The organism is Robbsia andropogonis (assembly GCF_000970345.1).
Taxonomy (GTDB): Bacteria; Pseudomonadota; Gammaproteobacteria; order Burkholderiales; family Burkholderiaceae; genus Robbsia; species Robbsia andropogonis.
On record NZ_LAQU01000001.1, the window covers coordinates 452102 to 458709 of the forward strand.

5 protein-coding genes are annotated in these 6608 nt (G+C 57.9%); 3 read left to right on the forward strand and 2 right to left on the reverse strand.

Annotation, left to right across the window (positions count from 1 at the left end; translation table 11 throughout):
• The first annotated feature begins 580 nt into the window (after positions 1-580).
• Positions 581-1993 (forward strand): undecaprenyl-phosphate glucose phosphotransferase, encoded by a 1413-nt coding sequence (locus WM40_RS01970; protein WP_236693339.1) that lies wholly within the window; start codon positions 581-583, stop codon positions 1991-1993.
• A 180-nt stretch (positions 1994-2173) separates the two neighbouring features.
• Here the strand turns inward: WM40_RS01970 and WM40_RS01975 are convergent, their stop codons facing one another.
• A complete protein-coding gene (locus WM40_RS01975; RefSeq protein WP_024904667.1) occupies positions 2174-2989 on the reverse strand; it encodes a WecB/TagA/CpsF family glycosyltransferase in 816 nt (271 codons plus the stop codon).
• A 338-nt stretch (positions 2990-3327) separates the two neighbouring features.
• Here WM40_RS01975 and WM40_RS01980 point away from each other — a divergent pair, with 338 nt between their 5' ends.
• Both WM40_RS01980 and WM40_RS01985 read left to right on the forward strand, forming a co-directional pair.
• Positions 3328-5052: an FAD-dependent oxidoreductase gene (locus tag WM40_RS01980; RefSeq protein ID WP_046151949.1), complete on the forward strand. Its 1725-nt coding sequence runs from the start codon at positions 3328-3330 to the stop codon at positions 5050-5052.
• Complete coding sequence (locus tag WM40_RS01985; RefSeq protein ID WP_024904669.1) at positions 5049-5999, forward strand: NAD-dependent epimerase/dehydratase family protein; 951 nt, start codon at positions 5049-5051, stop codon at positions 5997-5999. The genes WM40_RS01980 and WM40_RS01985 overlap by 4 nt, the downstream gene beginning before the upstream one ends.
• 74 nt (positions 6000-6073) lie before the next feature.
• Here WM40_RS01985 and WM40_RS01990 read toward each other — a convergent pair.
• The coding region (locus tag WM40_RS01990) for a lipopolysaccharide biosynthesis protein (protein ID WP_046152043.1) at positions 6074-6608 on the reverse strand (535 nt) is incomplete at its 5' end.

Below are 6608 nucleotides of genomic sequence, written 5' to 3' on the forward strand. Positions count from 1 at the left end.
GTGATGCATGGACATCACCATCAGTATTCTTGCTGCCTCCCTTCATGTTGTCGACAAGCGTAATTTAGAACGCGCGTTGTGAACTTTATTAAGAAAAAGTTCCAAGACAGCACATTACAAAACATTTCAATTTGGCCAAAAAAGAAATAAGTTTCAAGTGTTGCATGATGATCGTTAAATTTAGAACAAACACGCTTTACCAAATACTGTGGTGGTAACATACGTTTGAATTAAGGGATGGCAGTTGTTTCAATGCATGATTGATGCGGCGCTAAGCCGCTCACGTCACCGAATGAACAGCGTCGCCGTCAGGCCGTTGGGGAACGGCATTATGTGCCTGCGCCCGCCATATATCGCGCCCGATTCTTAAAATAGTGTGCGATATGGGGCCGGTCGATGTGCGCGGCGTCATTGTTGCACAGCGCGATTTGCCAACGACTCGTCCACTGCTGCCTGCGTCCTTGTGACAACCGTGGCGGGTTCTCTTATTGCCTTGAGCGGAACCTGGCCCATGTCGTAGATTTCGCGATTTTATGATTGCCGTAGAGTTTGTTGTCCTAACTTACCAGCGGAACCTTTCATGCACCCACAGTCGATCCACCATCACCGCCTGTTTATGGCGCTGGTCGGCTTTGTCAGCGCCGCGATTAATACAGGTGCGTTTATCGCAATCGAGTCTTTGGGCGGCGAGGTTGACGATACGCCGTACGCGCGTGCATTGACGGGTTCACTGGCCGTAGCAGCGTTTGTCATTTTCGCGCGCTTTCATTTAGTCGCAAGCGCCCGAAATATGCGATGGATGCTGGGGCGAGGCGCACTGCACTGGTGCAGGCTGGTGATGATCCTGGTTGTTCTACTGTTCATCACACACCGCGGCAATGGCGATATGCGTATCCTGCTGGCCCAGTGGACCGCTCTCGCACTGCCCCTTCAACTCGCCGGCCTCGCCGTGTTGCGCGCCGCGGCCCATAGTATTAATAATGCCCCCGGAAGCCAGCGGCAAGCCGTGTTCTTTGGTCTTGGCAGCGAGGCGCGCACGCTCAACCTGCGCTTGGCTCGTTCCCCTATCTTAGGCATCAAGGTCATTGGCTATTACAACGACGAACCGGTCGATGCCGATCCCGGCGAACCATTGCCACCGTATCTCGGCAAGTATGAAGAGGCTGGCACCCGCATCCATGCCAACGATTTCGAGATCGTATTCATTGGCATGAGTCCGGTACGCACGAGTGACATCCGCAATGATCTTTTGGACCAGCTATACGATTCGACGGCCTCTATCTATCTCGTGCCGGAGTTGCGTGTGATGGAAAACCGTGCGATCAACAGCGCTGATCTCGCGGGCATACCGTTGCTTGCCGTACACGACGTACCCATCCTGGGCCTGTCGCGGATGGCAAAACGGGTTGTCGATATTGCTGGCGCCGGCCTGATGTTGATATTGTTGTCGCCGGTCATGCTGGCCTGTGCCATCGCCGTTCGCCTCGATTCACCAGGGCCGATATTATTCCGTCAGGTCCGTTACGGCGAACGCGGTGAAACCATCTACGTGCATAAGTTTCGCTCAATGTACGTGGCCATGCCAGCGCAGGAGGAAAAGTCGGAGATTGGTTTGCAACAAGCCTTTGCCGGCGACCGCCGCATTACACCGGTGGGCGGTTTTCTACGCCGCACGTCGCTTGATGAACTTCCGCAGTTCTTTGACGTATTGGCTGGTGGCATGAGTCTGGTTGGACCACGTCCGCACGCCGCGGAACATAACGAAGTGTATCGCCGCATGATTCCAGGATATATGCTCCGGCATAGTGTCAAGCCAGGCATTACCGGGTGGGCACAGATCAATGGATTGCGCGGCCTGACCGACACGCCGGACAAGATGCAACGCCGTGTCGAGTATGACCACTACTACATCAAGAACTGGTCGTTATGGCTCGACCTGCAGATCCTCTTAAAGACGATTCCGTCAATTATCCTGGGACGCAACGCAATTTAAAATACGCTGAAATAATAACGTCGAGTTTGCATTCTCGGCTTCAAAGCCCGATGCCTGCGCCCGGCTTTTTTCTTTCTGTCCTAGCGCTACCCACATGGATAAAAAAGCGGAAGGCGGATCACAATAGCTTTCCGCCATATGCACCGCGCAAGTCGCTCACGTTCAGTGCGCGCCACCAGCTTATGCAGGACGCGAGTCACGCCAGTAACGCCAGCAGATTGCAAGGAAACGCGTGTCCTCGAGCAAATACCGCCGCCAGAGTCGCGCTGGATCTTGCATCAACCGCCAACTCCACTCCAGCCCGGATCTTTGCATCCACTTTGGCGCGCGCTGCCGCAGGCCTGCGGCAAATTCCATTGCGGCGCCGGCGCACAGGATCAGACCACCCGGGAGTGAATTCGCAAAATGAAACGCCCAACGCTCTTGCTTTGGCATGCCCAAACAGACGAACACGATATCCGGAGCGACTTCGCGCACACGGGCCGCCGCCGCTTCACCTTCCGCACCAAGCGGATCGAAGGACATGGACGGTGTGATGACTTCGAAATCCAAGCCTGGATAATGAGCGGCAATCCCTTCGATCAAAGTGGCTTCATGACCGGGTAAACCACCAATCACCATGACACGCAGTCCCGCTTCACGCGCGCGCTCACATAATGCCGGCGCCAGATCTGCCCCTGTCACGCGCTCGGGCAACGGCGTGCCAAAGACGCGGCTCGCCCACACGACGGGCATCCCGTCCGCGAATACATAGTCCGCGGTGCGATAAAGGCTTTGGAATGCAGGCTGTGCATCAAGCCGAACCAAATGATCGACGTTGGGCGTGACGGCTACTCGTGCGCGGCCATCGCGCTGCATGGCAGCATCGGCAAGCACATCCAACGCGGTGACGAACGAAACGGCGGTGATATCCAGCCCAAAAAGCGTGACCGTTGGCTCGGCGGTCATTTCGGCGTTCGGGTCCGAGTCCGTGGACAAGCAAGACACGCTGCTCATTTTCTTTTAGTAGCCCCGACGTCTCGGCAAGATGCGCGCCACATGCATCCGCCCGAAGCATCGGCGAATGCGTGTCTCGTCACGTGTCGAACGTGTTGTTATTTTGACTCCTGGCGACAGGCCAGGATGCGCTTGACTGACGATTACATTTCATCAGTACAGTCGTTTGATCATAATGTTTTTTTAAAGATAGCGATATGAGAAAGCGTTAAAAGTGCGCGTCCACATGTCAAAATCGAACAGATGTTGCAATGCCGCGCCGTTCGCTTACAGATCAGCTAACATCGCAGCGACCTCTTTCTTTCCTTTCCTAGCAGCGTGGCTGCCGGTCACATACGATGATTCTCGATGCTCGTGAGATGCCCAGCGGCACGTTGCTTCAAACCGATATATGCATCGTCGGCGCAGGTGCCGCCGGCATTGCGCTTGCGCTCGCGTTGAAAGACACCGGGCTCGACATCACCTTGTTGGAAAGCGGTGGCGACACGCAAGAGCCGGTGAATCAGGCGCTTTATGAGGGCAGCGTCGCGGATACCCGACTGCACCCACCCGCCGACAGTTATCGCGTTCGCACGTTCGGTGGATCGACGACACTCTGGGGCGGGCGTTGCATGCCGCTGGATCCGATCGATTTCGAGGCGCGGGAATATATCGCACACAGTGGCTGGCCAATAACGCTGGCAGATCTTCTACCGTATTACCCAATGGCAAATGCGATTTGCGAAGCAGGCGACTTTGCCTACACCGCAGAGACGGCTTTTGACAAACCGCTTCAACCGATGATTGGCGGTTTCGTCAGTGACGTTTTTCAGACCAATACGATAGAACGTTTCAGTTGCCCGACCAATTTCGGCACGCGTTATCGCACCCGTCTGGCCAAAAGCAACGTGCGCGTGCTGCAACACGCCAATCTGTATCAACTGCCGATGCAGGACGATACGTCACGCCATGTTGGAAATGCTGAAATCCGCACGGTAAGCGGAACGAGTTTCACTGTCTCCGCCCGCAAGTATGTACTTGCCGCCGGCGGACTGGAGGTACCGCGCCTGCTTCTGAGCAGCCCAGGACCAAGCGGCCGCGGGCTGGGGAACGCCTACGACGTGGTCGGCCGCTATTACATGAGTCATCTCGCTGGCACGATCGGCACAATCGACCTATCGTCCGCATCATCGGTATGGCACGACTACGACATGTCGGCAGAAGGCATCTACTGTCGACGACGGTTGGCACTGCGGGAACATGCGCAGCACGCATTGCGCGCCGGCAATTTTGTCGCACGATTGCATCACCCGCGGATTCCCGATGCGGGACACGGCAACGGCATCCTGTCAGCGTTGTATCTTGCACGCCCGATCGTGCCTTACGAATACGCGAAGCGTTTATACGGCGAGGCACCGGAAGGGCGCGATGGCTCCATGTTCGCACATCTTAAAAATGTGATTACGGGTGCACCAGCCACCGCCCGTTTCCTCGCGAACTGGTTGACGCACCGGACATTCGCGGAACGTAAGTTCCCTTCGGTGATCGTTCGGCCCGATAATCTCCGCTTCAGCCTGGATTTCCATGGTGAGCAGGAACCGAATCCGGACAGCCGCATTACATTGAGCGACGAGCGCGATGCCATCGGCATGCGTCGCATACATATCGACTGGCGCTACACCGCGCAAGATGTGGCAACCATCAGCCGCGCACTCGATGCGCTGGCCAGTGAAATCACGCGCAGTGGCGTAGGGACGTTTTCTTACGATTCGGAACAGGTAGAAGCGGAAATGACGCGCTATGGCGCATACGGCGGCCATCATATCGGCACGGCGCGAATGGGCACGGACCCCATCAGCAGTGTTGTCGATACGAACTGCCGTCTGCATGAAGTGGACAATGTCTATATTGCCGGGGCCGCCGTTTTCCCGACCTCCGGACAGGCCAACCCCACGTTGAGCATTGTCGCGCTGGCGTTGCGTCTCGCGGACCATCTTGCCGACACCTCCACCGTGGAGGCGACGCCGATATCGACGAGCACTTCATCCTCCCTGGACCACACGCACTTCGAACCCGCGCAATGAAGACTCGTATCCTCGTTCTAGGCGCCACAGGCTTCGTTGGCAAGCAGGTTGTCACGGCACTCGCGGCAACCGATTGGGCAGAGCCCGTCGCGGCATCACGCCGCGCCGGTGATGGCGTCGAACAGGTGGACGGCACCGACGCCGTGTCGCTAGGTGCCGCCATTGCCAAAGTGGATGGGGTGATCAACTGCCTCGCTGGCGCGCCGGACGCGATCGTCGCCAACGCACGCGCGTTGCGCACGGCGCTCGACACGCACCTTCCCACGCGAGCCCAGCCGATACCCGTTGTCTATTTCAGCTCGATGGCGGTGTATGGCAACGCGGAAGGCCGAATCGACGAAGATGCCCCCCTGGCCGCCAGCAGTGCCTATGGGCTGGCCAAGGTGGAGGCGGAACGGCTGCTCGGTGTACTGCCTTCGGTCACGTTTCTGCGTCCGGGCTGCATCTATGGTCGCGGCAGCCCGCAGTGGTCGAAGCGTATCGCCGATCTATTACGCGCGCGGCGCATTGGCGACCTTGGCGCGGCCGGAGACGGCAACAGCAATCTCGTGCATGTGGATGATGTCGTGCAAGCCGCCTTGCTGGCGCTGCGCTCCCCCCGGGCCCCGGGCCGTGCGTACAACCTGGCAATGGCGAACGCGCCGCGTTGGAACGAGTACTTCGTCACTTATGGACGAGCACTGGGTGCAACACCGATACGACGGATTGGCGCACGGCGGATGAAGTTCGAGACAAAACTGTTGGCGCCGGCATTGAAGCTCGCCGAGATCGCCGGGCGCAAGGCGGGCATCCATCACTTGCCACCAGCGCTGCCACCCTCATTGGCCAGATTGTGGCAGCAGGACATTCGCCTGGATGTACAACGCGCCGAAGAAGAACTCGGCCTCTCCTGGACTTCTCTGCAAACGGCTTTACAGGAAGAAGCTGGAAAGACTGGACCCGCATGACGGGGCGTATGCGTGGTCGCAACCCGGACGTCGTGCATCCCCCTGCAGGCGGCCTGTCCAGATAGCCTGCATGATCATGCGGATTGACGTAAAAGCTTGCGCCACAAAGCCACCAGCGGCGACACGCCCAGCAAGCGATGAGCAGCCCATGCCGCCATCGCACCATTCACGCCAATCGACAACGTTGTTGCGGCCGCGGCACCCGCGCTGCCGCTCCATGGCGCCAACGCGGCAAGTCCGACAATCAAAACAATAACCGAGCAGATATTGATCCGATACAACACCCGTTCATGCACCGTCATACCGAGAAGCTCCGGCATCGCGGTAAAGCATGCGGCGGCGAGTTGCCCCAGGGCGAGAATGCGCAACGAGGTTGCACCGTCACCGAAGCCGGCGCCGAATAATGCGAGCAGACGTTCCGGGAAGATCAACATGCAGGCGGTCAATGGGACCGCCATGCACAACACCAGACCAATAGCTTGCGCGGCGCTCTTGCGCAACCCGTCGAGGTCTCGATGCGCATACAAGCTTGCGAACTTCGGGGCAGCCATGGCCGTCACACCGGAGATGAGCAAATTCACGACCAACGCCGCACGCCATGCCAACGCG